This window comes from Streptomyces melanosporofaciens (assembly GCF_900105695.1).
GTDB classification, from domain to species: domain Bacteria; phylum Actinomycetota; class Actinomycetes; order Streptomycetales; family Streptomycetaceae; genus Streptomyces; species Streptomyces antimycoticus.
In genome coordinates this window covers 1,732,738-1,757,636 of the sequence record NZ_FNST01000002.1, presented here as the reverse complement: position 1 = coordinate 1,757,636, position 24,899 = coordinate 1,732,738, and the positions used below count along the sequence as shown (strand labels likewise).

General features: G+C 70.6%; 21 protein-coding genes and 2 tRNA genes. 13 read left to right on the top strand and 10 right to left on the bottom strand.

Annotation, left to right across the window (positions count from 1 at the left end; genetic code table 11):
• Window positions 1-75: 75 nt before the first annotated feature.
• From BLV72_RS10585 to BLV72_RS10575, 3 genes are read right to left on the bottom strand one after another with little or no spacing between them, the layout of a single operon-like run.
• On the bottom strand, window positions 76-1,590 hold the full coding sequence (locus tag BLV72_RS10585) for a tripartite tricarboxylate transporter permease (RefSeq protein WP_093461802.1): 1,515 nt from the start codon (window positions 1,588-1,590) through the stop codon (window positions 76-78).
• Between the two features lie 2 nt (window positions 1,591-1,592).
• Entirely contained in the window at window positions 1,593-2,174 is a 582-nt protein-coding gene (locus BLV72_RS10580) for a tripartite tricarboxylate transporter TctB family protein (protein WP_093461801.1), read from the bottom strand.
• Window positions 2,171-3,184, bottom strand: coding sequence for a Bug family tripartite tricarboxylate transporter substrate binding protein (locus tag BLV72_RS10575; protein WP_093461799.1), 1,014 nt, complete (start codon window positions 3,182-3,184; stop codon window positions 2,171-2,173). Before BLV72_RS10575 ends, BLV72_RS10580 begins: the two co-directional genes overlap by 4 nt.
• A gap of 112 nt (window positions 3,185-3,296) precedes the next feature.
• Between BLV72_RS10575 and BLV72_RS10570 the strand changes: the two genes are divergently transcribed.
• Both BLV72_RS10570 and BLV72_RS10565 read left to right on the top strand, forming a co-directional pair.
• Window positions 3,297-4,379, top strand: coding sequence for a DUF5937 family protein (locus tag BLV72_RS10570; RefSeq protein WP_093470286.1), 1,083 nt, complete (start codon window positions 3,297-3,299; stop codon window positions 4,377-4,379).
• A gap of 113 nt (window positions 4,380-4,492) precedes the next feature.
• A complete protein-coding gene (locus BLV72_RS10565) occupies window positions 4,493-5,326 on the top strand; it encodes an alpha/beta hydrolase family protein (protein ID WP_093461797.1) in 834 nt (277 codons plus the stop codon).
• A 158-nt stretch (window positions 5,327-5,484) separates the two neighbouring features.
• Here the strand turns inward: BLV72_RS10565 and BLV72_RS10560 are convergent, their stop codons facing one another.
• On the bottom strand, window positions 5,485-6,954 hold the full coding sequence (locus BLV72_RS10560) for an amino acid permease (RefSeq protein WP_093461796.1): 1,470 nt from the start codon (window positions 6,952-6,954) through the stop codon (window positions 5,485-5,487).
• A 181-nt stretch (window positions 6,955-7,135) separates the two neighbouring features.
• Between BLV72_RS10560 and BLV72_RS10555 the strand changes: the two genes are divergently transcribed.
• Together BLV72_RS10555 and BLV72_RS10550 are read left to right on the top strand one after the other, a co-directional pair.
• Window positions 7,136-7,624, top strand: coding sequence for a ribose-5-phosphate isomerase (locus BLV72_RS10555; protein WP_093461794.1), 489 nt, complete (start codon window positions 7,136-7,138; stop codon window positions 7,622-7,624).
• Window positions 7,624-8,433 carry an Fpg/Nei family DNA glycosylase gene (locus BLV72_RS10550; RefSeq protein WP_093461793.1) on the top strand — a complete coding sequence of 270 codons (810 nt, stop codon included), beginning with the start codon at window positions 7,624-7,626 and terminating at the stop codon, window positions 8,431-8,433. The genes BLV72_RS10555 and BLV72_RS10550 overlap by 1 nt, the downstream gene beginning before the upstream one ends.
• Window positions 8,434-8,570: 137 nt before the next feature.
• Here the strand turns inward: BLV72_RS10550 and BLV72_RS10545 are convergent, their stop codons facing one another.
• Window positions 8,571-9,803, bottom strand: a complete 1,233-nt coding sequence (locus tag BLV72_RS10545; RefSeq protein ID WP_093461791.1) for a GNAT family N-acetyltransferase — start codon at window positions 9,801-9,803, stop codon at window positions 8,571-8,573.
• 128 nt (window positions 9,804-9,931) lie between these two features.
• Between BLV72_RS10545 and BLV72_RS10540 the strand changes: the two genes are divergently transcribed.
• The 3 genes from BLV72_RS10540 to BLV72_RS10530 all read left to right on the top strand — a co-directional run bounded on the left by BLV72_RS10540 (window position 9,932) and on the right by BLV72_RS10530 (window position 14,564).
• Complete coding sequence (locus tag BLV72_RS10540; RefSeq protein WP_093461790.1) at window positions 9,932-11,074, top strand: PP2C family protein-serine/threonine phosphatase; 1,143 nt, start codon at window positions 9,932-9,934, stop codon at window positions 11,072-11,074.
• 146 nt (window positions 11,075-11,220) lie between these two features.
• Complete coding sequence (locus BLV72_RS10535; RefSeq protein WP_093461788.1) at window positions 11,221-12,039, top strand: ABC transporter ATP-binding protein; 819 nt, start codon at window positions 11,221-11,223, stop codon at window positions 12,037-12,039.
• Window positions 12,036-14,564: an ABC transporter permease gene (locus tag BLV72_RS10530; RefSeq protein WP_093461787.1), complete on the top strand. Its 2,529-nt coding sequence runs from the start codon at window positions 12,036-12,038 to the stop codon at window positions 14,562-14,564. The genes BLV72_RS10535 and BLV72_RS10530 overlap by 4 nt, the downstream gene beginning before the upstream one ends.
• A gap of 84 nt (window positions 14,565-14,648) precedes the next feature.
• On the opposite strand, the gene BLV72_RS10525 is transcribed toward BLV72_RS10530, so the two are convergent.
• Window positions 14,649-15,833, bottom strand: coding sequence for an acyltransferase family protein (locus BLV72_RS10525; protein ID WP_093461785.1), 1,185 nt, complete (start codon window positions 15,831-15,833; stop codon window positions 14,649-14,651).
• Between the two features lie 615 nt (window positions 15,834-16,448).
• On the opposite strand from BLV72_RS10525, the gene BLV72_RS10520 reads away from it, so the two are divergent.
• Complete coding sequence (locus tag BLV72_RS10520) at window positions 16,449-16,643, top strand: hypothetical protein (RefSeq protein ID WP_078641423.1); 195 nt, start codon at window positions 16,449-16,451, stop codon at window positions 16,641-16,643.
• Window positions 16,644-16,774: 131 nt separating this feature from the next.
• Here the strand turns inward: BLV72_RS10520 and BLV72_RS10515 are convergent.
• A tRNA-Gly gene (locus tag BLV72_RS10515) sits at window positions 16,775-16,848 on the bottom strand.
• Between the two features lie 179 nt (window positions 16,849-17,027).
• Between BLV72_RS10515 and BLV72_RS10510 the strand changes: the two genes are divergently transcribed.
• The 5 genes from BLV72_RS10510 (at window position 17,028) to clpX (ending at window position 21,784) form a co-directional block, all read left to right on the top strand.
• Window positions 17,028-17,104, top strand: a tRNA-Pro gene (locus tag BLV72_RS10510).
• A 155-nt stretch (window positions 17,105-17,259) separates the two neighbouring features.
• Window positions 17,260-18,702, top strand: coding sequence for a trigger factor (gene tig, locus BLV72_RS10505; RefSeq protein ID WP_093461784.1), 1,443 nt, complete (start codon window positions 17,260-17,262; stop codon window positions 18,700-18,702).
• A gap of 280 nt (window positions 18,703-18,982) precedes the next feature.
• Entirely contained in the window at window positions 18,983-19,597 is a 615-nt protein-coding gene (locus BLV72_RS10500) for an ATP-dependent Clp protease proteolytic subunit (protein WP_161561328.1), read from the top strand.
• A 61-nt stretch (window positions 19,598-19,658) separates the two neighbouring features.
• A complete protein-coding gene (locus BLV72_RS10495) occupies window positions 19,659-20,315 on the top strand; it encodes an ATP-dependent Clp protease proteolytic subunit (protein WP_059145703.1) in 657 nt (218 codons plus the stop codon).
• Window positions 20,316-20,497: 182 nt separating this feature from the next.
• The gene (clpX, locus tag BLV72_RS10490; RefSeq protein WP_059145704.1) at window positions 20,498-21,784 is read left to right on the top strand and encodes an ATP-dependent Clp protease ATP-binding subunit ClpX; all 1,287 of its coding nucleotides are present in this window, start codon (window positions 20,498-20,500) and stop codon (window positions 21,782-21,784) included.
• Between the two features lie 108 nt (window positions 21,785-21,892).
• On the opposite strand, the gene BLV72_RS10485 is transcribed toward clpX, so the two are convergent.
• The 3 genes from BLV72_RS10485 to BLV72_RS10475 are packed head-to-tail and all read right to left on the bottom strand — an operon-like array spanning window position 21,893 to window position 24,784.
• Complete coding sequence (locus tag BLV72_RS10485; RefSeq protein WP_093461782.1) at window positions 21,893-22,735, bottom strand: hypothetical protein; 843 nt, start codon at window positions 22,733-22,735, stop codon at window positions 21,893-21,895.
• A gap of 58 nt (window positions 22,736-22,793) precedes the next feature.
• On the bottom strand, window positions 22,794-23,786 hold the full coding sequence (locus tag BLV72_RS10480; RefSeq protein WP_093461781.1) for a hypothetical protein: 993 nt from the start codon (window positions 23,784-23,786) through the stop codon (window positions 22,794-22,796).
• Between the two features lie 53 nt (window positions 23,787-23,839).
• The gene (locus BLV72_RS10475) at window positions 23,840-24,784 is read right to left on the bottom strand and encodes a hypothetical protein (protein WP_093461779.1); all 945 of its coding nucleotides are present in this window, start codon (window positions 24,782-24,784) and stop codon (window positions 23,840-23,842) included.
• Between the last annotated feature and the right edge of the window lie 115 nt (window positions 24,785-24,899).

Here is a 24,899-nt window from a genome sequence, read left to right as displayed (position 1 = left end):
CTGTCCCCCGACACCACGGGGCCCCGCGCGGACGGCTCGCGCGGGGCCCCGGTGGTTCGCGATGGTCCGCGGTGGTCAGCCCGCCGTCTCCGGTTCGCGTCCCCGCGTCCGGCGGAACGCCCGCGCCGCCATCGGGCCGACCAGGGCGATCAGCGACAGGCACAGGATCGCCGCGGAGAGCGGGCGGGTGAAGAAGATCGTCCAGTCGCCCTCGCTGAAGGCCAGCGCGCGCCGGAACTGGGTTTCCGCCATCGGGCCCAGCACGGCGCCCAGGATCAGCGGGGCGACGGGATAGCCGGTGCGGCGCATGCCGAAGCCCAGGACGCCGAAGAGCACCGCGATGCCGAGGTCGACCGCGTTCTGCGACAGCGCGTACACCCCCAGGGCGGCGAAGACCAGGATGCCCGCGGTGAGCAGCGGGCGCGGCAGCCGGAGGAGCTTCACCCACAGCGGGATCAGCGGCAGGTTGAGCACGAGCAGCATCACATTGCCGATGTAGAGGCTGGCGATCAGCGTCCAGACCAGCGCCGACTGGGTCTCGAACAGCTGGGGCCCTGGCTGCACGTTGTACATCTGGAACGCGATCAGCAGCACCCCGGCCGTCGCGGAGGTGGGGATGCCCAGCGTCAGCAGGGGCATCAACACCCCGGAGAACGCGGCGTTGTTGGCGGCCTCGGGGCCCGCCACCCCCTCGATGGCACCCTTGCCGAACTGCTTCTTGTGCCGGGACAGCCGCTTCTCCACGTTGTAGCTCAGGAACGTGGGGATCTCCGCGCCGCCCGCGGGCAGGGCGCCGATCGGCAGGCCGATCGCCGTACCCCGCAGCCACGGCTTCCAGGACCGCCGCCAGTCCTCGGGGCTCATCCCGATCTTGCCGCCCACCGGGAGCACCCGCTCCTCGGGCGCCCGCCGCAGCCGGGCCGCGGTGTGGAGCGCCTCCCCGATCGCGAAGAGCCCGACGGCGACGGCCACGATCTGAATCCCGTCGTACAGCTCCGGCACCCCGAAGGTGTAGCGCGCCTGGCCGGTGAGGCCGTCGATGCCGACGAGCCCGATGGCCAGGCCCAGGAAGAGGCTGCACAGCCCGCGCGCCGGGGCGTCGGCCACGACCGCGGTGACCGTGGCGAAGGCGAGGATCATCACGGCGAAGTACTCGGCGGGCTGGATCTTCTCGGCGATCTGCGCCATGGCCGGGCCCGCGAAGGTGATCCCTACGGTGGAGATCGTGCCCGCCACGAACGAGCCGATGGCGGCTGTGGCGAGCGCGGCCCCGGCGCGCCCGGAGCGGGCCATCGGATGACCCTCCAGGGTCGTGGGGACCGACGCCGTCTCCCCGGGCACGTTCAGCAGGATGGCCGTCGTGGAACCGCCGTACATCCCGCCGTAGTAGATGCCCGCGAAGAGCACCAGCGCTCCGGTGGGGTCGAAGACGAAGGTGAGCGGGAGCAGCAGCGCCACCGTGGTGGCCGGGCCCAGGCCGGGCAGCACGCCGACCAGCGAGCCGAGTGTGCAGCCCGCGAACGCCAGCAGCAGATGCATGGGGCTGAACGCGCTGCCGAAACCGCCCATGAGGTCGTTGAGGACATCCATGGTCAGAACGCCAATCGGACGATGCCGGGCGGCAGATGGATGCCCAGCAGACGGTCGAAGAGGAAGTACACGGCCAGGGCGAGCACCAGGCCGATCAGGGCGTCACGGAGGAGCCGGCGGCTGCCGAGCACCCGCGCGACCAGTGCGAAGAGCACGGCGGTCGACTGCCAGTAGCCGCAGGGGGCCAGCGCGAACAGATAGCCGACCAGCAGCGCGAGCAGGGCCGCCACCGGGCGCCACTCGGTGAGCCGGGCCTCCTCGCGCGCCTGCTCGGCCAGCACCGGGTCGCTGCCGCGGAACGCCTGCACGACGGCGACCGACGCCGCGACGCACAGCCCCACGCCGACCAGCAGGGGGAACGCCCGGGGGCCCACGTCCTGGTCGATGGCGCCCTCAGGGATGGCGAACGCCCAGCCCAGCACGGCCAGGCCCGCGGCGAGGAAGAGCAGCGCGGCCACCCGCGGGCCCCAGAGCGGCCCCTCCGCCGGGGCCGCGGCGCCGGGCGCGCCCGTGGCCGCCGCCACATCGTTTCGCGTGCTCACCGCCTCGTCCGGTGTGCTCACCGCCTCGTCCCGCGCGCTCATGAGCCCAACCCCACGGACGTGAGCGCCTGGCCGACCTGGCGCTGCTGCTTGTCGATCAGGGCGCCGTACGTCTTCCCCGGCACCCACACGCTCTTCCAGTCGTTCTGCCGCAACGCCCGCTTCCAGCACGAAGTCCGGCGCATCCGGTCCACCACCTTCACGATCGCCCGCTGTTCGTCGTCGCTCAGCCCGGGCGGGGCCATGACCCCGCCGACGCTCACCACGCTCTCGTCGCCGTAGCCGAGTGCGGAGAGAGTGGGGGCGTCGATGCCCTCGGGGGCCTTGTCGCCGCTGACCGCGAGGACCCGCAGCTTCCCGGCCTCGATCTGCGGACGGACCTCCGTCAGCGTGGACAGGCCGACCTTCGAGGCCCCGCTCAGCAGCAGGTTGAGCACCTCCCCGCCGCCACCGGTGGGCACATAGGTGACCTTGCGCGCCGAGACTCCCGCGGCCTTGGCGAGGGCGGCCACCGTGATGTGGTCCGGGCCGCCCAGCGAACCGCCCACCCAGGACGTCCGCTTGGGGTCCTTCCGCATGGCCGCCAGCACCGAGCGCAGATCGCGGAAGGAGGAACGGGCCGGCACCACGATCGCGCTCGTGCTCACCGTGAGCCCCGCCACGGGAGTGAGCTCGGACAGCTCCACGGGGGAGTGGTTCTGGATGGCGCCGCCGATCATGGTCACCGTGTCCATGGTCATCAGCTGGTACGGATCGCCGCCCCGCCCCGCCATCCGGGCGAGCCCGATGGTGCCGCCCGCGCCCGGGGCGTTGGTGACCGTGACGTCCTCGTCGATGGTCTTGCAGGTGGTGAGCGCCGAACCGATGCCGCGCGCCCGCGCGTCCCAGCCGCCGCCGACGCTCCCGGGAGCGAGGATCGACAGCCCGCGGGAGGGGTAGTCGGCGACGGCGCCCGAGTCGTCCAGCGAACCGATGGTGCACGCACTGCTCACCGTGGCCACGAGGGCGACCACCACTGCCAGACGCGGGCCGTTCCTGAGGAGAGGAGGCATGGGGACGCTCCAGGCGAGGGAGGGGAAGGCGAAGTGGGCTGGAGCTTGCGCCTCCGCCCGCGGCCCCCACAAGACGATTGACTGGAAGGCATCAATGGCCGACGCTGCCCGGATGCCCGTCGTGATCGAGCTGGGGCCCGCCCCGGAGCACCGCATCAGCACCCGCCTGTCCCCGCTCGCCGAACTGTGCGCCTGTCTGCACGCGCTGGACGGACCGCGCCACCATCCGGCCAGCCGGCGCTGGGTGGGAGCGGTCCTGCACGGCGCGGACGAACGGCTGTTGGAGCGGGCCGGGCTGTGGGCGCCGCTGTGGGGAGCCTTCCGCGCCCGTTATCTGCTGCCCCTCACCCCGGGCCCGGAGCGCGACCTGGAGGAGGAGCTGGCGGAGGTGGCGCGGCTGGACGTGGAGACCTTCACGACCATGACCGAGCAGGCGCTCGTCGGCAAGAACGGCCATGGCCCGGGCTCCGGGCCCCGACGCGGCGGCCGCTCGCCGGAGCGCTTCCTGGCCCGGCTGCGGCAGCTCTCCGAGCGCCGGTTCGACCTGGGGCTGCGGCTGCTGGCCGATCCGGCCGGGTTCCGGGACGGCCTGGTCGCCTTTCTGTCCGCCGTCGCCGAGGAGGTCTTCGAGGCGGAGTGGACGCGGCTGCGCGCCACTCTGGAGGCCGACGCCCGGATCCGCGGCCATGAGCAGTCCCGCTACGGGGCGGCGGTGCTGGCCGGATTCCCCACCGCCCGCATGGAGCAGGACCCGCCCCGGGTGGTCTTCGACAAGCTCTACAACGCGCGGGCCAGCCTCGCCGACAGCCCCTGTCTGCTGGTGCCGTCACTGCACATCAACCCGCATCTCGCGATCAAGCACTACCCCGGCTACCCGGTCGTGGTGCAGTACCCGGTGCGCGACGCGGCGGGCGCCGAGCCGACCGCCCTGGACGTGGTGATGCGCGGGCTGCGGGCGCTGGACGAGCCGCTGCGCATCCGGATGTGCCGGGCGCTGCTGCGGCAGTCGATGACGACGACGGAACTGGCCACCCAGTTCGAGATGACGCCCCCGCAGATGTCGCGGCATCTGCGCAAGCTGCGGGAGGCCGGAATGGTGCACACCCACCGGGAGGGGGCGCGGGTGCACTACCAGCTCGACGAGGCGGCGGTGCGCAACCTCGGCGTCGATCTGCTCTCCGCGCTGCACCGCTGAGAGCCGGCGCCGCTGAGGCCGAAGGTATTGACGCTCAGGAGGCAATCATCTTGAGCGGTGTGCGGGCCGCCCCGGATCGTGGCGGCACCCGCCACGGCAGAAGGAAGCGATACGTGACCACCCCCCGCGTCAAGACCACCAAGGCGTTCTACCGCACCGGCTCCACCACCTGGTTCGCCTCCCGGCACGACCAGCGGTTCTCGTTCGGCCTGCACATCCCGTCGGTGCACGAGACCACCGACACCCCGCTGCCGCTGATGGTGATCCAGCACGGCACCGCGCGCACCGCGGCCCAGTACCGGGACGCGATGGCCGAGTTCTCCGAGCGGCACGGCTGTGTCGTGCTCACCCCCTTGTTCCCGGCGGGCATCGGGGACCCGGAGGATCTGCACAACTTCAAGTTCATCGAGTACCGCGGCATCCGCTACGACGAGGAGCTGCTGGCGATGGTGGCCGAGGCGGGGGAGCGGTTCCACATCGACACCGAGCGCTTTCTGCTGCAGGGCTTCTCGGGCGGCGGGCAGTTCGCGCACCGCTTCCTGTATCTGCACCCGGAGCGGCTCTGCGGAGTGTCCATCGGCGCGCCCGGCCGGGTCACGCTGATCGATCCCGACCGCGAGTGGTGGCTGGGCACGGCGGGGTTCGAGGAGCGCTTCGGGGTGCCGCTGCGGCTGGAGGAGATCCGTAAGGTGCCCGTGCACATGGCGGTCGGGGCGGAGGACACCGAGACCTGGGAGATCAACAACCCCGGTGACTCCAACTGGATGGACGGCGCCGACGCCGTCGGCCGCACCCGCGTGGAGCGCATCACCGCGCTGCGGGACAACTACACCGCGCTGGGCATCGACGTCACCCTCGACATCGTGCCCGGTGTCGGGCACCGGGGCATGGGCGTGCTGGACGCGGTCCGGGCCTTCGCGGAGCGGGTCCTTCCGCGCGTCGTCTGAGCCCGGCACAGCTCCCGTACGGCAGCGCCCGAGACAGCCCCCGTACGCGGCCCCCGGACACAGCCCACCGGCCCCAGTCCCCGGACACGGCTGTGCCCCCGGGCGGCGGCCGGTATACCGCCGCCCAGGGGCACAGGGGAATTCAGCAGAGCGTGCCTCTACGGGGCCGCCGTCTCCTTGGCCGAGGCATCGGAGGGTGCGGCCGGGTCGACGGCGCGGCCGGCGGCGAGGCGGTCCCGGGCCAGGGCGAAGGCCACCACGAGCGCGGCCACCAGCGCGGAGAGGATCACCTGCTCGCGCCCGTCCTTGTCGGTGAGCATATAGACCAGGACGAACGAGATCATCGCGATCGTCGCCCAGGTCAGATACGGGAACAGCCACATCCGGACGATCAGCTTCTCGGGGTTCTCGCGCAGGATGATCCCGCGCATCCGCAGCTGGCTGAAGCAGATCACCAGCCAGACGAAGAGCGCGACCGCACCCGAGGAGTTCAGCAGGAAGGTGAAGACCGTGTCCGGCCACTGGTAGTTGAACCAGACCGCGACGAAGCCGAAGACGACCGAGCCGAGGATCGCGGCCGCCGGTACGCCGCGGGAGTTGGTGCGGGCGAAGGCGGCCGGGGCGTCGCCGCGCTGGCCGAGCGAGAAGGCCATGCGGGAGGCCGTGTAGAGGCCGGAGTTCAGACACGAGAGCACGGCGGTCAGCACGATCACGTTCATGATGTCGCCGGCGTGCGGAATGCCGATCGAGTCCAGCGCCGCGACATAGCTGCCGTCGTCGGCGATCGCCTTGGCGTCCCAGGGCAGCAGCGTGACCACGACGAAGATCGAGCCCAGGTAGAAGACCGCGATACGCCAGATCACGCTGTTGGTGGCCTTGGTGACCGCCCGCTGCGGGTCCTCGGACTCACCGGCCGCGAGGGTGACGATCTCGCTGCCCATGAAGGAGAAGACCACCAGCAGCACACCGGTGAGGATGGCACCCGGCCCGTTCGGCAGGAAGCCGCCGTGATCGGTGAGGTGGGACAGGCCCGCGCCCTCGTTGTCCGAATGCGGCAGCACCCCGAAGACCGCGAGCCCGCCGACCACGATGAACGCGGCGATCGCCACGACCTTGATCCCGGCGAACCAGAACTCGAACTCACCGTAGGAGCCGACCGAGACCAGGTTGGTCGCGGTGAGCACCACCATGACGATCAGCGCCCAGCCCCACTGCGGGACCGCCGGCCACCAGCCCTCCAGGATCTTGGCGCCGGCGGTGGCCTCGACCGCCAGCACCACGACCCAGAAGAACCAGTAGAGCCAGCCGATGGAGAAACCGGCCCAGCGGCCGAGCGCCCGGTCGGCGTAGGCGGAGAAGGAGCCGGAGGTGGGATTGGCGGCGGACATCTCGCCGAGCATCCGCATGACGAAGACGACCATGAGGCCGACCAGCGCATACGAGACAAGAATGCCGGGACCGGCCTTCGCGATACCCGCGCTGGAGCCGACGAACAGACCGGCGCCGATCACCCCGCCGATCGCGATCATCGACAGATGGCGGTTCTTGAGCCCCGCCTTCAGGCCGTCGGGCGAGCCCGGATCGCCGGGAGCCTGCTGCTCCGGCGTGGTCGCAGGTTGTGCGCTCATGTGCTGGATTCCTTTGCTCTCGCGTTACGAGCGACGCCAGTGAATCTCAGGAGGTCCGCCAGTTGAACCTTTGATTCCAGATTGTTACTTGAGGTTTTCATGAGGTTCCTTGGCGCTACAGAGTTTTATGCGACGCCTACCCGGGGCGGCGGGGGTCACACGGCCATGACACACTCGGAATATGCGCGTGTACCTCGGCTCGGATCATGCCGGTTTCGAATTCAAGAACCACCTCGTGGAGTGGCTCAACGCCGCCGGCCACGAGCCCGTCGACTGCGGCCCGCACGTCTATGACGCGCAGGACGACTACCCGCCGTTCTGCCTGCGCGCCGCGGAGCGGACCGCGGCCGACCCGGAGAGCCTCGGCATCGTGATCGGCGGATCCGGCAATGGTGAGCAGATCGCGGCGAACAAGGTCAAGGGGGTGCGCGCGGCACTTGCCTGGAGCGAGCAGACCGCGGCCCTCGGTCGTGAGCACAACAACGCCAACGTGATCAGCGTCGGCGCCCGGATGCACACGCGGGAAGAGGCGACCAAGTTCGTCGAGATCTTCCTGAACACCCCGTACTCGGGCGAGGAGCGGCACACCCGTCGTATCGAGATGCTCAGCGCCTACGAGACCACCGGCGAGCTGCCGCCCATCCCGGCCCACCACCCGCAAGGCGACTGATGCCCGAAGGGCACACGATCCACCGGCTGGCCGCCGACCACCTCACAACCTTCGGCGGCCGGCCCGTCCGGGCCACCAGCCCGCAGGGGAAGTTCGCCGACGGCGCCGGGCTGATCGACGGCCAGCCGCTGCACCACGCCGAGGCCCACGGCAAGCACCTCTTCCTGGACTTCGCGGCCACCGGCTGGGTCCACGTCCACCTCGGGCTCTTCGGTACGTACGCCTTCGGCCCGGCCCCCGCGCCGCCCGCCACCGACACGGTCCGGCTGCGGCTGGCGAACCCCGAGGGCTACGCGGATCTGCGCGGCCCCACCGCCTGTGCGCTGATCACCGACGGGGAGAAGCAGGCGATCCACGACCGGCTGGGCCCCGATCCGCTGCGCCCGGCGGACGACGGCGAGCGGGCCTGGGCCCGGATCTCCCGCAGCCGGGTGAGCGTGGCCGGGCTGCTCATGGACCAGAAGGTGATCTCCGGCGTCGGGAACGTCTACCGCGCCGAGGTGCTCTTCCGGCACGGCATCGACCCCTACCGGCCCGGCCGTGCGCTGACCCGCGCCGAATGGGACGCGATCTGGGCCGACCTGGTGGCGCTGATGCGCGAGGGGGTGCGAAACAACCGGATCGACACGGTCCGCCCCGAGCACACCCCCGAGGCGATGGGCCGCCCGCCGCGCGTGGACGACCACGGCGGTGAGGTCTATGTCTACCGGCGCGCCGGACAGCCCTGCCATGTCTGTGGTGGCGAGATCCGCACCGCCGATCTCTCCGCCCGCAACCTCTTCTGGTGCCCCGACTGCCAGCGGCCGTAAGGCGGCGGCCGTAAGACAGTGGCCCCTAGGGCAGCGGCCGTAAGACAGCGCCCGTAAGGCGGCGGCCGTAGGGCTGCGCCCTTGAGACGGCCGCCGGGCCGCTCGCCCTCAGGGCCGTATCCGCCGCCACGAAGCTGTCAGAAGCCGTGGGGCAACCATGGGGCGACCGGAGCGGCGAAGGCCGTCGCGGCCTCCGTAAGGGCGCCCTGGCGGGTCTCCTGGACGCGTCCCGCACCCGCCAGCGCGGTCAGCGAAACCCCGCCGAGATACGCCGCCCCCAGCTCCCGTACGCCCAGCCGGAGGTCGGGGGCGTCCTGCGTGCGCTCGCAGGAGGCGCCCTTGGTGTCGCCGCTCAGCCGCCAGCGCCCCTCGTTCCACGGGCAGAAGGGGTCCGTGACCTCCAGGACGGCGTCCACCGGGGTCGTGTACGTCCGCCTCTCGAGCGCGGCCCCCACGTCCACCGGGCGGACGTACAGCGAGTCGCGCAGCCTTACGGCACACCGCCGGATGTCCGAGACCAGGTGCTGCCACGGATCGTCGACCGGGCGGGAGCCGGTCCGGATCACCGAGGTCAGGTCGGTTTCGAAGAGAAGGCGCCACAGCGCCGCGTAGGACGCCGGGTCCAGGGCCTCCAGATCGCGCAGGACGACCGTGCCCTTGGGCCCGGCCAGATCCCAGTCGGGCTTGACCGCGAAGCGCGCATAGCCGGTGACCTCGCCGCCCGACTCGGCCAGCACACAGCGCAGCGGGGACGCCCCCTCGCGATCGCCGGGCGGGTCCAGCAGCGGCAGCCGCTCCCAGCCGGGGCGCCGCTCCAGCATGCCCGGCCGCGCGGACACCCGCCGGGCGTAGACCGCCTCGCACGCCTCGACGGCGGACTCCGGGGGCACCGTGCGCAGCCGCACGTCGTCGGTGCCCTCGGGAACGGTCAGCCGCACCCGGGTGGTGTCGATCTCGGCGTAGGCGTTCTGCGTGGCGGCGCCGTACCCGAACCGTCCGTAGATGTCCGGTTCCGATGCGGTCAGAACGGCCAGCGGCTCATCGCCCGCCGCACGTATGTCGTCCAACTGCCGCCGCATCATGGACCGCAGCACCCCGCGCCGCCGGTGCGTGGCCTGCACGCTCACCATGGTGACGCCGGCCGCGGGGACGATCGCGCCACCGGGAACCGACAGCCGGAAGCTGAACAGCCCGGCCGTGCCGACGATGTCGGCGCCGTCCCACGCGCCGATCGAGCGCTCGCATTCGGTCAACTCCCTCCAGAGCGCGGATTCCTCCGGCGCTTCGGGAACTCCTCCGAATGCGAGTACCAGTTTTCCGTACCAATCATCCCAAATCGATGGGTCGAGCACGCGTAGCTCAGTCCTCATATTCCCATCCCTAGCAGCCGTTTCCCGTACACGCGAACGAATTTCGCTTACTATTGCCCCCCTGGCTGGGTGGTTCAACGCGCCACGAATCGACGCGCGTCCGAACGGGTGGGTAGGGTCCCGATGCAATGACTGGCGGCTTGGACACTCCGTGGGCCCGGATGCGCAGAGCTCTGCACCGGGCTCGCACAGGCGTGCGCAAAGCCGGAGTGGACTATTTCCGCGGCGAGGGCTCCGACCGACTCGCCCTGACGGCGCTGCTCCTCGGCATCCCCGCCATCGCCGGAGGCACCATCGCCCAGCCCGACTGGTGCTCCCCGTCCGCCCTCGTCCTGCCCATCGTCGCGGGCGGGCTGCTGCTGCGCCCCGCCAGTCTGCTCGCCCTCTACGCGGCGGCCGCCACGGCCCTGATCGTGGAGTCCGCCGTGCTCGGCCCGTACACCGAGGAGGACGCCTCCTCCCGGGTCACCCCCGGCACCATCCTGGTCGTCGCCGCCGTCGGCTTCTTCGGCCTGCTGATCGCCCAGTTCCGCAGCCGCGTCGGGGTGCCCTGGCGGCGCGGCGGCACCATGCTCTTCGACCTGCGCGAGCGCATCCGCGTCCAGAGCAAGCTGCCCGGTCTGCCGCGCGGCTGGCACCGCGAGATGGCGCTGCGCCCGGCCGGCGGGCAGTCCTTCTCCGGTGACTTCGTCGTCGCCGCCCGCACCGGCGGCGGCCGCACTCTCGAGGTCGTCCTCACCGATGTCTCCGGCAAGGGCATGGACGCCGCCTCGCGCGCCCTGCTGCTCTCCGGCGCCTTCGGCGGCCTCCTCGGCTCCCTGCCCCCGCACGGCTTCCTCCCGGCGGCCAACGGCTATCTCCTGCGCCAGGACTGGGACGAGGGCTTCGCGACCTCCATCCATCTCGTCCTCGACCTCGACAGCGGCGACTTCGAGCTCTTCTCCGCCGGACATCTGCCCGCGCTCCAGCTGAGCGCGGGCACCGGCAAGTGGGAGGAGAAGTCCGCCGACGGCCCGCTGCTGGGCGTCTACGACGGCGCCCAGTTCGACCCCACCAAGGGCACACTGCGCCCCGGCGACGTCCTGATGCTCTTCACCGACGGCCTCGTCGAGACCGCCGACCGGGACATCAGCGAAGGCATCGACCGCCTTACGGGTGAGGCGGACCGCTACGTGGGCTCCGGCTTCCACGGCGCGGCCTGGCATCTGATCGAGACGGTCGCGAAGGACGTCAACGACGACCGGGCCCTGCTGCTGATCTGCCGCGAGTAGCCGCACCTTTCCGCTGACTGTCCGGTGGCGCCTTACGGCGGGGGTTAACCCCACCCCGGATACGCCGGTCGCCGTCATGGCTGCCAACGGGCCGCGATCCGTACGTTCGAGGGGAATCGGGCGAACTCCTCGGAAGGGTCACCACCATGCGGCTGCGCAAGCGGCGAGAGACGGCGGCACCGGCGCCGCACCACGACGCCCATGCCATCGAACTCCACGGCATCCAGCGCCGCTACGGCCGTGGCCGCACCGCCGTCCACGCCCTGCGCGGCATCGACCTCGCCCTTCCGCGCGGCAGCTTCACCGCCGTCATGGGCCCCTCGGGCTGCGGCAAGTCGACGTTCCTGCAGTGCGCCGCCGGACTCGACCGGCCGACCGCCGGGTCCGTGCGGCTCGGTGGCACCGAAATCACCGGAATGAGTGAGAACAAGCTCACCGCGCTGCGCCGGGCCCGCCTCGGGTTCGTCTTCCAGTCCTTCAACCTCCTCCCCTCCCTGACCGTCGAGCAGAACGTGCTGCTCCCGATGCGGCTCGCGGGCACCCGCCCCGACCGCCGCCGGGCCCGTGAGGTGCTCGCCCAGGTCGGGCTGGGTGAGCAGACCAGGCGGCGGCCCGGTGAGCTCTCCGGCGGCCAGCAGCAGCGGGTGGCCATCGCCCGCGCCCTGGTCACCCGCCCCGATGTCGTCTTCGCCGACGAGCCGACCGGCGCCCTGGACACCAACACCGCCGCCGAGGTGCTCACCCTCCTGCGGCAGGCCGTGGACGCGCTGGGCGCGACCGTCGTGATGGTCACGCACGACCCGGTCGCCGCGAGCTACGCCGACCGCGTGCTCTTCCTCGCCGACGGCGCGATCGCCGACCGGCTCCTCCGCGCCCCGGCCCACGAGATCGCCGAGCGGATGACCCGCCTCACCGCCCGCACTCCGGCTCCCGCCACGGCCTGGGCCGCGGAGGGGGCCCGGTGAGGCCGCTCACCAACGGACTGGCCCGGGCCGCCGTCCGTTTCAAGCCGTCCGCCTTCGCGGGCACCTTCATCGCCCTGGCCGTGGCCGCGGCGATCGTGTCCGCGTGCGGCATCCTGCTGGAGACCGGGATCCGGGCCTCCGTACCGCCGCAGCGCTATGCGGGCGCCCCGGTGGTGATCGCCGCCGACCAGCGGGTGCACTACGTCATCGGCCACGGCGACGGCCGCTCGGACGAATCCGAGCAGGTCCCCGACCGTGCCCGGCTCGACGCCTCTCTGGTGGCCACCGCCGCCCGCACTCCCGGGGCCGCGGCCGCGGCCCCGGATGTGACCTTCCCGCTCCGCACCGCCCATGGGGCGCTCACCGGCCATGGCTGGGGCGCGGCGCCGTTCACGGGGGTGGCGCTCGCCTCGGGCGCGGCGCCCCGGGACGGCGAGGCGGTCCTCAGCCCCGGGGCCGCCCGTGCGGCGGGTACCGGCGTCGGCGGCCGGATCACGGTGTCGGCCCCGGACGGCCGCCACACGTTCCGGGTCTCCGGTGTGACCCGTAAGGCGGGCGGCGCCGACGGCGACGGCCTTACGGCGTGGTTCACCGACCACCGGGCCCGGGCGCTGAGCGGCCATCTCACCACCGTGGACGCCGTCCTCGTCCGCCCCCGCCCCGGCACCACCCCCGACCGGCTGGCCGCCCATCTGGAGCGGGCCGTGAAGGGCGCGGCGCACTCCCCGCGCGTGCACACCGGCGGCGGCCGCGGCGCCATCGAGGAGCCCGCGCTCGCGAACGCCAGGGAGACGCTCATGGGGCTCGGCGGCTCCTTCGGTGGCATCGCCACCGCCGTCGCCGTCTTCACCACTGCGGGCACCGTCGCCCTCTCCGTCGGCCAGCGCGGCCGCGAGGTGGCCCTGCTGCGGGCGATCGGCGCGACCCCGCGCCAGATCCGCCGTTCCGTCGCGGCCGAGGTGCTGCTGGTCGCCCCGCTCGCGGGCGCGGCCGGCCTGCTGCCCGGGTACGCGCTCGCCCACTGGTGGTTCGGACAGCTCAAGGAGAAGGGCGCCATTCCGGGGCCCGTGGAGCTCTCCGTCTCCTGGATCCCGCTGGTCACCGCAGTCGGCGCCGGCCTTCTCACCTCGCTTCTGGCGGGCCTGATGGCCGCCCGCCGCCCGGCGCGGATCCCGCCGGGGCGGGCGCTGGGCGAGGCGGCCGTCGAACGGCTGCGGCCCGGTGTGATCCGTACGGTCCTCGGCGCCGCGGCCCTCGCCGGCGGCATCGTCATGACCGGCGTCGCCGCCTCCGCCTCCGGCGACGACGCGGCCAACGCCGCCCTCGGGGTCGTGATGCTGTTCATGCTCGCCGTGGCCCTGCTCGGCCCGGTCATCGCCCGGCTGTGCGCCTGGTTGATCGGTCTGCCGCTGCGCGCCGGACCGGCGTCGGCCCATCTGGCCTCGGTCAACAGCCGGGCCAACGCCCGCCGCCTGGCCTCGGCGATCACCCCGATCGTGCTGGCCATGGCCTTCTCCTCGACGCTCGTGTTCATGCACACCAGCGAGGACCACGCGGGCGACCACCAGCGGCGGGCGGGCATCGTCGCCGACCACGTGATCTCCGCCCCTGCCGGGCTCCCCTCCGGTACCGCGGCCCGCGCCGGTTCGGTACGGGGCGTGGCCGCGTCGGTGGGGCTGCTGCGCACCGGGGCGCTGGTCCCGGTGGGCTCGGGCGACGGCCGCTGGCTGCGGACCGCGTCGACACAGGGCGTCTCGGGGAGCGGCCGCGACCTGGCGGCCGTACAGGACCTGGACGTCCGTAAGGGGCGCCTGGACGCCCTGGGGCCGGGCCGGGTGGCGGTCGACGCGCTCCTGGCGAAGGCGGCCCACGCCCGGATCGGCCACCGGCTCGCCCTCCACCTTCCGGACGGTACGAGGATCTCGCCCACCGTGGTCGCGATCTACGGGCGCGGACTGGGCATCGCCGAGCTCACCCTGCCCCGTACGGCGCTGGCCGGCCATGTGACGTCGTCGTTCGACAGCGATGTGCTGGTGCGGGACGCCGAAGGGGCCGACCGTGAGGCCGTCGCGGCGGCGCTCGGCCGACTCGGCGAGCAGGTCACCGACCGGGACGGCTACGCGGCGGCCCAGGACGAGGACCGGAAACTGAACGCCTGGGCCAACACCGTCATGGCGGCCGTCCTCGGCGGCTTCGCAGCCGTCGCCGCCGTCAACACCCTGGTGATGACGGTGCTGGACCGCCGCCGCGAACTGGGCACCCTGCGGCTGATCGGCACCACCCGGCGGCAGGTGCTCGGGATGGTGCGCTGGGAGGCGCTGCTGGTGGCCACGGCGGGCATCGCCCTGGGCACGGCGATCGCCCTGGCCACGCTGGTGCCGATGATGCGCGGTCTGACCGGCGAGGACCCGTACGTGCCGCCGCTCACCTATGCGGGCTTCGCGGGCGCCGCCGTGGTGCTCGGCCTCGCGGCGACGGCCCTCCCGGCCCGTGCGGCGCTGCGCCGCACCACGCCGAAGCCGTGAAAGGGCCGGACCGCCTCCGAAGCCGTGAAAGGGCTGGCCCGTGGGGTCCGCGGTCCAGCCCTTCGCGTCGTGGCCGTCGGCGCGCTAGGCCGACGTCGCCGTACGGCTGCGGGCCTGTTCGGCGGGATCCTTACGGAAGGCCCAGGCCATCTTCGGCTCCATGGCGAAGCGGAAGGCGCGCTGGACGGGAGGCGTGCACAGCACGGTGACCACGGAGGCGGCGATGACCGTGACCGCGATCTCCCCCAGCGGCTTGTGCAGCCACTCGTGGTTGTCGAACCAGCCCCAGAAGCGGGAGCCCTTGGCGAGGAAGCCGTGCAGCAGGTAGCCGTACAGCGTTCCGGCGCCCAGCACCGTGAACCACATGTGCCGCCGCGGCACCCAGGCGAAGAAGCAGCTCACCAGCACGACCGAGCAGCCGAAGAGGGCGAGCGTCATCACCGGGCCGGTCCACGGCGGCGCGCCCAGCTCCTGGACGCTGTCGCGGTGGTAGAACCACACCGAGGTCATCCGCGGCGCCGCCCAGTAGGCGAAGACGAGGGCGCACGCGAAGATCGGCACGGACGCGATCCGCACGGAGCGGCGGCGGATCATCTGGAAGTGCTCGGGCTTCATGCACAGGCCGAGGACGAAGAACGGCAGGAACTGCAGCAGTCGCTGCATGTCCAGGTCGTCGCCGATGTCGGGCGAGACCGCCGCGAGAGTGGCGATCGCGAGCGAGAGCGGGATCGGCCAGCGCACCAGCTTCCACAGCGGAGTGGACAGCCGCCATACGAACAGCGCGATCAGGAACCAGGTGAGGTACCAGGGGTCGAGCAGGCTGAAGTCGTACGTCGGGTCGTCGTCCGCCCAGCGCTTGAACAGCGTGTACGCGACCTCGAAGATCACGTAGGGCACCGCTACGCCGGTGACCAGCCGCTTGAGCCGGTCCGGCCGCATGTCGAAGCTGCGCGAGAAGTAGCCGGAGATCAGGATGAAGGCCGGCATGTGGAAGGTGTACACGACCATGTACAGCGCTTCCGCGGTGCGGCTGGCGTCGGTCAGAGGCTCCCAGGAGTGGGCCATCGCGACCAGCACGATCGCGAGGTACTTCGCGTTGTCGAAGAACGCGTCCCGCTGTTTGGGCTTTCGTCCGGCGGGGGCGCTGGGGGCGGGCGGAGTGGACGCCTGCTGCCCGGGTTCTTCGGCCCGCGGCGTAGGGGGAGTGGGCGCCGCCTCCTGGGGGAGGGGGGTCCGCTGATAACCGTGCGGGCGCAGGGAGTTGGTCACAGGCCCTCCCACCAGGAACTGGGGGAGACCACCCGGGACCTCACTGCGCGTGGGGGAGTCATGGCAGCGTGAAACATCTAAGGCACGATAGCGCTCAAACCTGTATTGCGTAAAACCTCGTTCTGTTTGCTTTCCGTTCATGGTCTTCGCATCGCGACTGATAGCCGACCTCGGGAAGTCGGCGAGGAGTCGACAAAGCGATGCGATCATTCGATATCTCGGCCAAGACTGTCCGTTCTGGCCACTTTCATCCTACTTAATTGGGGCATATGCCCCGCAGGAGGCTCTGGCGGAATGTCTGATTCATTGATGTTTTGTCACCCCGTCGAGTGGTCACCGGACGAATTCCGAATTTCCGTCCGAGATCATCCGGGGCGGTCGGAATTAATCGGCCGGGCGCCGCGCGGAGTTGTGGGAAGCATCACCCGGGGCCCTTTGAATGAGCGCTTACCGGATGGGTACCGGAGGGGTGGGTGGCGTGTGCACAGGTGACCGTATATCGCTCCATCCCACTGCTGAGCGGCGGGAGTTGATGGCACGATGGTGGCTGCGGGGGTGTGCGGGGTCGCGTGCTTCCGGGGCCTGTGAGACGTGTGCGACTGAGGGTGGGATGTTGTGGCCATTTCCCTGTCATTGGTGCTGCTGGTGGGCATCATCCTGGTGATAATGATCCGGAATGGCCGGGTCAAGTGGGGCCCTGCCCTCGTCGCGATCCTCTTCGGCTTCCTGCTCGCCTCGTCCAACGTCGCGCCGGACATCCAGAAGTTCCTCGACTCGGCCGCCGAGGCGATTGCCGACATCAATCCCTGACGCCGCCCTGGCTCAACCCCTGAGGCATCCGCGCCCCGCGTCACGGGGGAGCGGATGCCCGGGCGTACGTACGTGTGCGCACAAGCAAACGGCCCGGCTCCGGGGAGTTCCCCGGGCCGGGCCGAAAGCAGTGGAGCGGGCGACGGGAATCGAACCCGCGTAGCCAGTTTGGAAGACTGGGGCTCTACCATTGAGCTACGCCCGCACACGCCGCGTACACGGATGCACCGGTCACCCGGACACCTCCGCCCAGGCATGATCACCCGGATCGCGGCACGAGATGCATGGTAGCGGTTCTCCACCGTTCCCCGCACACCCTTGCCCACCAGTCGAATAACCGGCAGCCGGGGGGTCCGCGGGCATGTACCCTACGTGTCGCACCGACGGGGTGTGGCGCAGCTTGGTAGCGCGTCCGCTTTGGGAGCGGAAGGTCGTCGGTTCGAATCCGGCCACCCCGACCATCCACAGGCGTCAAGATCGCGTTGTGGGGCCCGTCATGCTTGCGGTTACTATGCAAGCTGCGTGTCTGTGTCTTTTTAACCGGACGCGAATCCGCTGCGACGCGACAGCGCACCGCAGCTGAACACCACACGTCAGCCCCCAAGGAGACCGAACCGTGAAGAGCGCCGTGGAGAACCTGAACCCGACCCGGGTTCGGCTCACTGTCGAGGTGCCCTTCGAGGAGCTCAAGCCCAGCCTCGACGCGGCGTACAAGAAGATCAACCAGCAGGTCACGGTGCCTGGGTTCCGTAAGGGCAAGATCCCGGCCCGCATCATCGACCAGCGGTTCGGTCGTGGCGCCGTGCTGGAAGAGGCCGTCAACGAGGCGCTCCCGAAGTTCTACACCGACGCGGTCAACGAGGGTGAGCTGAACCCGCTCGGCCAGCCCGAGGTGGACATCACCGAGCTCAAGGACAACGAGCTCCTGACCTTCACCGCCGAGGTCGACATCCGCCCGACGATCGAGATCCCGGACTACTCCGGTATCGAGGTCACCGTCGACGCCGTGGAGGTCTCGGACGAGGACCTCGACAAGTCCGTCGAGCAGCTGCGCGAGCGGTTCGCCACCACCAGCCCGGTGGAGCGCGCCGCCGCCGAGGGCGACATCGTCGTGATCGACCTGGAGGCCAAGGTCGAGGACGAGGTCCTGGAGGACGGTGTCGCCACCGGCGTCACCTACACCATCGGCTCGGGCGAGCTGCTGGACGGCATCGACGAGGCCGTGACCGGCCTGGAGGCGGGTGGCGAGGCCACCTTCACCTCCGAGCTCAAGGGCGGCTCCGCCCAGGGCAAGGAGGCCGAGGTCTCGGTCAAGGTCTCCGAGGTCAAGGCCCGTGAGCTGCCGGAGCTCGACGACGACTTCGCCCAGCTGGCCAGCGAGTTCGACACCCTCGAGGAGCTGCGCGCGGACAGCCGTAAGCGCCTGGAGCGGTCGAAGAAGTTCGAGCAGGCCACCCAGGCCCAGGAGAAGGTGCTGGACGCCCTGCTGGAGCTGGTCGAGGTGCCGATCCCCGAGAAGCTCCTCGAGGAAGAGATCAACACCCGTAAGCACAACCTCGAGCACCACCAGCTCGGGCAGATGGGCCTGAACCTCGAGTCGTACCTGCAGATGCAGGACAAGACCGCCGAGGAGTTCGACGCCGAGCTCAAGGAGCAGGCCGAGAAGGGCATCCGCACCCAGTTCGTCCTCGACGAGCTGGTCAACAAGGAGCAGCTGTCCGTCGGCCAGGAGGAGCTCACCGAGCACCTCATGCGCCGTGCGCAGTCCTCCGGCATGAGCCCGGACCAGTTCGCCCAGGCCGTCGTCGAGGGCGGCCAGGTGCCGATGCTCGTCGGCGAGGTCGCCCGCGGCAAGGCGCTGGCCGTGGTGGTCGAGGCCGCCAAGGTCGTCGACGACAAGGGCGAGACCGTCGACCTGGACGACGAGGAGGACGAGACCGGCGAGACGGTCGAGGCCACCTCCGAGGCCGTCGAGGCGCCCGCCGAGGCCGAGGCCGCGACCGAGGCCGCCGAGGAGCCCGCGGAGTCCCAGGAGAAGCAGGACAAGGCCGAGAGCTGATCCCGGTCCGCTCCACAGCCCGTAACGAACGGGCCCGAACGTCTGCACGCGTCCGGGCCCGTTCGTGTTCCGCGATGCCGGTCCGGTGCCGGAACATGCGCTCAGAGCGAACAGTTACTGATGCGGGATGGCGCCCGCCGACCAGCGCGTTAGGGTCCGTAGATACGAGGGCAGGGGAGTCTCGCAAGCCCGCCGGGGCCGCACCGGCGGCCACACCCCCGCACCCCAGAAGAAGACGCTGAGACGGCCAGTCAGCCGTCAGAGACGAGCAGGTGGATACGTGACGAATACGATGCCTTCCGCCGCCGGCGAGCCGACCGTCGGTGGCCTCGGCGACCAGGTCTACAACCGGCTGCTCGGCGAGCGGATCATCTTCCTCGGCCAGCCGGTCGACGACGACATCGCCAACAAGATCACGGCTCAGCTGCTCCTGCTCGCCGCCGATCCGGACAAGGACATTTACCTCTACATCAACTCTCCGGGCGGCTCGATCTCGGCCGGCATGGCGATCTACGACACCATGCAGTACATCCAGAACGACGTGGTCACCATCGCCATGGGCCTCGCCGCCTCGATGGGCCAGTTCCTGCTGAGCGCGGGCACCCCGGGCAAGCGTTTCGCGCTGCCCAATGCCGAGATCCTGATCCACCAGCCCTCCGCGGGTCTGGCGGGTTCCGCCTCGGACATCAAGATTCACGCCGAGCGGCTGCTGCACACCAAGAAGCGCATGGCCGAGCTGACCTCCTTCCACACCGGCCAGACGGTTGAGCAGATCGTCCGTGACTCCGACCGCGACCGCTGGTTCTCCGCCCAGGAGGCCAAGGAGTACGGCCTGGTCGACGACGTCATGACGTCCGCCTCCAGCGTTCCGGGCGGGGGCGGCACCGGGGCCTGAGTCCCGCCGTCCCGTAGCCGACCTCCAGCCCCCAGATCGCCACAGGATGGTGAAGACCCAGATGAGCAACTTCCCCGGCAGCGGCCTGTACACGGGCCCGATGGCCGAATCCCGCTATGTCGTTCCGCGTTTCGTCGAGCGCACCTCCCAGGGCATCCGCGAGTACGACCCGTACGCGAAGCTCTTCGAGGAGCGCGTGATCTTCCTGGGCGTCCAGATCGACGACGCCTCGGCCAACGACGTCATGGCGCAGCTGCTGTGCCTGGAGTCGATGGACCCGGACCGTGACATTTCGGTCTACATCAACTCGCCCGGCGGCTCGTTCACCGCGCTGACCGCCATTTACGACACGATGCAGTTCGTCAAGCCCGACATTCAGACGGTCTGCATGGGCCAGGCGGCGTCCGCCGCGGCCGTGCTGCTCGCCGCCGGTACGCCGGGCAAGCGGATGGCCCTGCCCAATGCCCGCATCCTGATCCACCAGCCGTACAGTGAGACCGGGCGTGGTCAGGTCTCCGACCTGGAGATCGCGGCCAACGAGATCCTGCGGATGCGCTCGCAGCTCGAGGAGATGCTGGCCAAGCACTCCACCACGCCCATCGAGAAGATCCGCGACGATATCGAGCGGGACAAGATCCTCACGGCCGAGGAGTCCCTGTCGTACGGTCTTGTCGACCAGATCGTTTCCACCCGCAAGACGTCGGTCGGTCTCGGCTGAATCTTCGGTGGCGACACCTCCCTTGGACCGAGTAGGTCCAAGGGGGGCCCGAACCGGGGGCCCGGCAAGGTACCGTCGTAGAGGGCTGGGGGCCCCGGCCCACGGGAAAAGAAGCAGAAAGCGCAGCGCAAGCACCCGGTTCCGCGCAGCAAAGCGGATCCAAGGCGAAGGGGAAGCACCTCGTGGCACGCATCGGTGACGGCGGCGACCTGCTCAAGTGCTCGTTCTGCGGGAAGAGCCAGAAGCAGGTGAAGAAGCTCATCGCGGGCCCGGGTGTGTACATCTGCGATGAATGCATCGATCTCTGCAACGAGATCATCGAGGAGGAGCTCGCCGAGACCTCCGAAGTGCGCTGGGAGGAACTCCCCAAGCCGCGCGAGATCTATGAATTCCTCGAGGGCTATGTGGTCGGCCAGGAGGCCGCCAAGAAGGCCCTCTCGGTCGCCGTCTACAACCACTACAAGCGGGTCCAGGCGGGCGAGAACGGCGGCCACAGCCGGGACGACGGCATCGAGTTGGCGAAGTCCAACATTCTGCTGCTCGGCCCCACCGGCTCCGGCAAGACCCTGCTCGCGCAGACCCTCGCCCGGATGCTCAACGTCCCCTTCGCCATCGCCGACGCCACCGCGCTCACCGAGGCGGGCTATGTCGGCGAGGACGTGGAGAACATCCTCCTCAAGCTGATCCAGGCCGCCGACTACGACGTCAAGAAGGCCGAGACGGGCATCATCTACATCGACGAGATCGACAAGGTGGCCCGCAAGAGCGAGAACCCCTCGATCACCCGCGATGTGTCCGGCGAGGGCGTTCAGCAGGCGCTGCTGAAGATCCTGGAAGGGACCACGGCGTCGGTGCCGCCGCAGGGCGGCCGGAAACATCCGCACCAGGAGTTCATCCAGATCGACACCACGAATGTGCTGTTCATCGTGGGCGGTGCCTTCGCCGGTCTGGAGAAGATCATCGAGTCGCGGGCGGGTGCCAAGGGCATCGGGTTCGGCGCCACGATCCGCTCCAAGCGCGAGATCGAGGCGAGCGACCAGTTCCAGGAGGTCATGCCCGAGGACCTGGTGAAGTTCGGGATGATCCCGGAATTCATCGGCCGTCTCCCGGTCATCACCTCGGTCCACAACCTCGACCGTGAGGCGCTGCTGCAGATCCTCGTCGAGCCGCGGAACGCGCTGGTGAAGCAGTACCAGCGGCTGTTCGAACTCGACGGTGTGGAGCTGGACTTCGACCGCCCTGCCCTGGAGGCCATCGCCGACCAGGCGATCCTGCGCGGCACCGGGGCCCGGGGCCTGCGCGCCATCATCGAGGAAGTGCTGATGTCGGCGATGTACGAGGTGCCGTCCCGCAAGGACGTGGCCCGCGTCGTCATCACGGAGGACGTCGTGCACTCCAATGTGAATCCCACGCTGGTGCCCCGTACCCGGGGCACCGAGCCGGGCGAGCGGCACGAGAAGAGCGCGTAGCCGCCGCCCCGCACGCGTAGCCGCCCCGCAGAGAGCATGCGAAGAGGGCCCCGGTCTCCCGGGGCCCTCTTCGTGTCGTACGCGCCCTGTGGGCGTCTTGCGGGCGGTTCAGGCGGGCTTGCGGGTGTCCTGGTAGATGCCCGCGGTCACCTTGGCGAAGGACTCCATGTCGGCGTCCGATGCCGAGGTGTTCTCCGCGTTGACGTCGAGCACCATCGCCGCGTCCGTCTCCTCCGCCCAGACACAGGCCGGGGCGTAGATCCGGTCGTAGAGCTTGACCACCTCGCACTCCACCGAGGGGCCGTCGCCGCCCTCCGGCTGGAACCGCTTGCGCTTCTCCTCCACCGTGGGGGAGCCGTCGCCGCCCGCGAAGCCCTTGAACATTTCGTCCCGGACCGCCTCCGGGTCCCTGATCTCGCCGTACATCCCGGAGAAGGCGAGCCCCGAGTTGTCGTCGTCCGACCGCTTGTACTGGGCCAGGACCGAGGTCGCGCCCTCGGGCATGCTGCCCTGCACGCTGGTGCCCTCGTTGTCGAGGTCGTCCGTGCCCTTGTCCAGCGTGTAGGTGCCGTCGTCGAGCGTCTTGGGGGTGACCAGCTTCATCGACTTCGGGCCGTCGTCGCCGCCGGACAGCACCACGGCGCCGGTGACGATCGCGCCCACCACCACGAGCCCGGCCACCGTCACCGCGATGATCTTGGTGCGGTTGCCGCCCCCGCCGGCCGCGGGCGGCGCGGGGTAGGGCGGCTGGCCGTAGGGACCTGCCTGCTGCGGGTAGCCGTAGCCCTGCGGGGGCTGCGCTTGCGGATAGCCGTAACCCTGCGGCTGCGCGTACGGGTTGGGCCCCGCGGGCTGCTGCTGCCCTCCGCCGTACGGATTGGGCTGAGCGCCCCCGTACGGGCTGGGTCCGCCGCCGTAGGGCCCCGGCGGCGGTGGCTGGTTGTGGCTCATGGCTGTGGGGGTCCCCCTCCGGGTCGGCTGTGGCCTGTGAACTGGGCGGCCCGCTCGGCTACTTGATCTCCACGCGCGCGTCGTTGCGGACCTTCGCGGTGACCTCACCGGCCTCGTCGAGCGACATGCCGTTGCCGGACAGCGCCGCGGCCGCGTCGGAGACGACCACATAGCCCACCGTGCTGTTGTCACCCCACATGCAGATCGGGATCGTGAACCCCTTGCTGGGTATGCCGCTGGAGCTGGAGCCCTCGCCCGGGGTGAACTTGGTGTTCTGGCACTTCATCACGGCGTTCTCGAAGCCGCTGGGCGACACCGACTCCGGGCTGCCCACGAGCTCGGCCTTCATCCCGCTGCTGGTCGAGGAGTCCTTCTCGGCCTCCTGAGCGATCTTCGCAAAGCCGCCGTCGACAACCGACTCCGGGTCCTTCACCTCGCCCCAGACCCCGTTGAGCTGGAGCTTCTTCACGCTCATGCCCTCGCCGGACTTGTACTCCGCGCTCACCGGCTCGGGGTTGCTGACGCCGAACTTCTCGAAGTCGTCCGCGTCCGAGGAGGTGAGACCGCCGCCGGAGCCGGAGGACTCCTTGGTGTAGTCGCCGGCCACCGTCTGGGGGGTGGTGAGCTTGTACCGCTTGCCGTCGTCGGCGACCTTACCGCCGCCACCGCCGCCGTTGTCGTCCCCGCCCTGGACCATCAGGACGCCGCCGACGACCGCGGCCACCACGACCACCGCGCCGATCGCGAGCCACAGGCCCTTCTTCTTGCCGCCGCCCTGGCCCGGGTCCGGCTGGTACGGGCCCGGCATGCCCGGCTGGCCGTACGGCTGCTGCTGCTGGCCGTACGGGTTCGGGGGCTGTCCGTAGGGGCCCGGCTGCCCCTGCGGCTGCCCGGGGTAGCCGTAGCCCGGCTGCGGCGGCTGCGGCGGCTGTCCGTAGGGACCCGGCTGCTGCGGGTAGCCGTAGCCGGGCTGGCCGGACGCACCACCCTGTCCGTAGGGACCCGGCTGCCCGGGCTGCTGGCCGTAGGGGCCCGGCTGGTTGTAGCTCATCTGTATCCCTCGTTGGTGAAACCGCTGTTGTGTTGCTGTTCGCCGGTCGCGGGCTAGCCGTCGATCTCGACGCGCGCGTCCTCGCGCACCTTGGCCGTGAGGCCGGCGGCGTCCTCAAGGGACATACCACCGCCGAGCACCGCGGCTGCCGGGTCCGCCATGACTGTGACGCCCAGGGTGTCCTTGTCGCCCCAGACGCACGCGGGGGCCTCCATGGATCCCTGATCCGAGGTGAACTTCATGGACTGGCACTTCAGGACGTCCCCGTCGAAGCCGTCCGGGGAGAACGTCTGGGGGCTGCCCTTGGCCTGCGCTGTGCCGTTGTCCTGCAGCGTCTTGACGATGACCGCCAGTGCGAGGTCCGCGCCCCGCGCCGGGTCGGTCACATCGCCCCAGACGCCGGTGAACTTCAGCATCTCCTTGCCGGAGCTCTGGTAGTCGGCCGCCACCAGATGCGGGTCCTTGACGACCGGCACCTGCTGGAGGTCCTTCCGGCCCGCCGCGGACAGATCGCTGTCGTCCGTGCCCGAGCCCTGGCGCTCGTAGTCCGCGGCCACGGTCTTGGGCGTGGTCAGCTTGTACGGACCGCCGCTGCCGCCGCCGAACAGCATGAACGCCCCCGCCCCCAGCGCCCCCACGACCACCACCGCACCGACCGCGAGACCCACCGTGCGGCCCTTGCCGCGGCCACCGGCCGCCGGTCCCTGGGACGGCGGCGCCTGGGGCCCGCCGTAGTAGCCCGGGCCCTGCTGGGGCACGGGGCCCGGCTGCTGCGGCTGGGGAGGCTGAGGCGGCTGCCCGTAAGGATTCGCGGGCTGAGGATGTCCATAGCCGCCGGACCCGCCGTAGGGGTTCGGCTGACCGTAGCCCCCCTGCGGCGGTTGGCCGTAGCCCGGTGTCTGCGCATACGGATTGGGCACCGGCGGCTGGCCGGCGCCGTACGCCCCTGGCTGGCCCCCGTAGGGGCCGGGCTGCGGCGGCGGCTGCTGATGGCTCATGTGCCTCTCCTTATGCGCATGACAGTTCCAAACATCCTTCCCGACGCCTCAGGGCGCCTTGGCCCCGGGGCCACAACGGGTTCGTAACGGAAGGCCGTGGCCCTTTAGACTGCGG

Coding starts and splice junctions, on each gene's coding strand:
- BLV72_RS10585 (WP_093461802.1), bottom strand. CDS start 1,590: ATGGATGTCCTCAACGACCTCATGGGCGGTTTCGGCAGCGCGTTCAGC.
- BLV72_RS10580 (WP_093461801.1), bottom strand. CDS start 2,174: ATGAGCGCGCGGGACGAGGCGGTGAGCACACCGGACGAGGCGGTGAGC.
- BLV72_RS10575 (WP_093461799.1), bottom strand. CDS start 3,184: ATGCCTCCTCTCCTCAGGAACGGCCCGCGTCTGGCAGTGGTGGTCGCC.
- BLV72_RS10570 (WP_093470286.1), top strand. CDS start 3,297: ATGCCCGTCGTGATCGAGCTGGGGCCCGCCCCGGAGCACCGCATCAGC.
- BLV72_RS10560 (WP_093461796.1), bottom strand. CDS start 6,954: ATGAGCGCACAACCTGCGACCACGCCGGAGCAGCAGGCTCCCGGCGAT.
- BLV72_RS10555 (WP_093461794.1), top strand. CDS start 7,136: ATGCGCGTGTACCTCGGCTCGGATCATGCCGGTTTCGAATTCAAGAAC.
- BLV72_RS10550 (WP_093461793.1), top strand. CDS start 7,624: ATGCCCGAAGGGCACACGATCCACCGGCTGGCCGCCGACCACCTCACA.
- BLV72_RS10545 (WP_093461791.1), bottom strand. CDS start 9,803: ATGAGGACTGAGCTACGCGTGCTCGACCCATCGATTTGGGATGATTGG.
- BLV72_RS10540 (WP_093461790.1), top strand. CDS start 9,932: ATGACTGGCGGCTTGGACACTCCGTGGGCCCGGATGCGCAGAGCTCTG.
- BLV72_RS10535 (WP_093461788.1), top strand. CDS start 11,221: ATGCGGCTGCGCAAGCGGCGAGAGACGGCGGCACCGGCGCCGCACCAC.
- BLV72_RS10495 (WP_059145703.1), top strand. CDS start 19,659: ATGAGCAACTTCCCCGGCAGCGGCCTGTACACGGGCCCGATGGCCGAA.
- BLV72_RS10485 (WP_093461782.1), bottom strand. CDS start 22,735: ATGAGCCACAACCAGCCACCGCCGCCGGGGCCCTACGGCGGCGGACCC.
- BLV72_RS10480 (WP_093461781.1), bottom strand. CDS start 23,786: ATGAGCTACAACCAGCCGGGCCCCTACGGCCAGCAGCCCGGGCAGCCG.
- BLV72_RS10475 (WP_093461779.1), bottom strand. CDS start 24,784: ATGAGCCATCAGCAGCCGCCGCCGCAGCCCGGCCCCTACGGGGGCCAG.